At 70.6% G+C, this 1194-nt stretch carries 1 protein-coding gene; it reads left to right on the plus strand.

All coding sequences use genetic code 11. The features are described 5' to 3' along the window. A partial coding sequence (locus tag LX83_RS35590; protein ID WP_253780118.1) for a condensation domain-containing protein occupies positions 1 to 1194 on the plus strand: 1194 nt, incomplete at both ends.

A 1194-nucleotide genomic window follows, 5' to 3' on the forward strand; every position in this document is an offset into this window, starting at 1 on the left:
TGGAGTTCGTGGGGCGGGTGGACGACCAGGTGAAGATCCGGGGTTTCCGGGTCGAACCGGGTGAGGTGGAAGCGGTGCTGGCCAGCCATCCCGCCATCGCCCAGGCCGCCGTCACAGCCCAGGAGAGCAGGACGGGTCAACGGCTGCTGGCGTACCTGGTCACCGAGGCGGGCCACGCGGCTCCCGACACCGCGGACATCCGCGAGCACGCCGCACGCCTGCTGCCCGAGGCTCTTGTTCCCTCGGCATTCCTGGTGTTGGACAGGCTGCCGTTGACCGCAAACGGGAAGCTGGACCGCTCCGCCCTGCCAGCGCCCGACCGCACGCTCCCCAGGCCTGGACGGTCACCCCGTACCCCGCGTGAGAAGGTGCTGTGCGCGTTGTTCGCCGACGTGCTCGGCATTCCCGAGGTGGGCGTTGACGACGGGTTCTTCGCGCTGGGCGGGCATTCACTCCTGGCGATGCGCCTTGTGGCGCGGATCCGCCGCACGCTGCACACCGAGGTGAGCGTGCGCACCGTGTTCGAAGCACCGACGGTGGCGGGACTGGCCGCGCGAATCGACGGCCCCGGCCCGGCCCGACCGCCGATCGTCCCGGTGGAGCGGCCAGAGCTGATCCCGCTTTCCTTTGCCCAGCAACGGCTGTGGTTCTTGGACCAGTTGCGGCCCGGAAGCACGGAGTACCAGGTCCCCGTGGCGTTGCGGCTGTTCGGCCCGCTGGACCGGGCCGCCCTGGCCGAGGCACTGACCGCGGTGGTCGCCAGGCACGAGGCGCTGCGCACCACCTTCCAGGTCGCCGACGGCACCGCCAGCCAGGTCATCCACCCGCCGACCGAAGTGCCACTGCCGGTGCTGGACCTGCGTGGTCGCGGCGCAGAACTGGACGAGGTGCTGCGCGCGGAGATCAGCTGCCCCCACGACCTCACGCACGGTCCACTGTTGCGTGCCCTGCTGATCCACCTGGCCGATGCCGACCACGTGCTGCTGCTCCAGTTGCACCACATCATCACCGACGGGTGGTCGATGGGCGTGCTGCTCGGGGACCTGGCCACCGGGTACCGCGCGGCACGAGACGGCGAGCCCGTTGTCCTGCCGCCTCCGCCGGTGCAGTACGCGGACTACGCGGTGTGGCAGCGGCGGGTGTTCGGTGGGTCTGGTTCGGACGGTGTGTTGGCGGGGCAGCTTGATCACTGGG

It is taken from the genome of Goodfellowiella coeruleoviolacea, from assembly GCF_024171785.1.
GTDB classification, from domain to species: Bacteria; Actinomycetota; Actinomycetes; order Mycobacteriales; family Pseudonocardiaceae; genus Goodfellowiella; species Goodfellowiella coeruleoviolacea.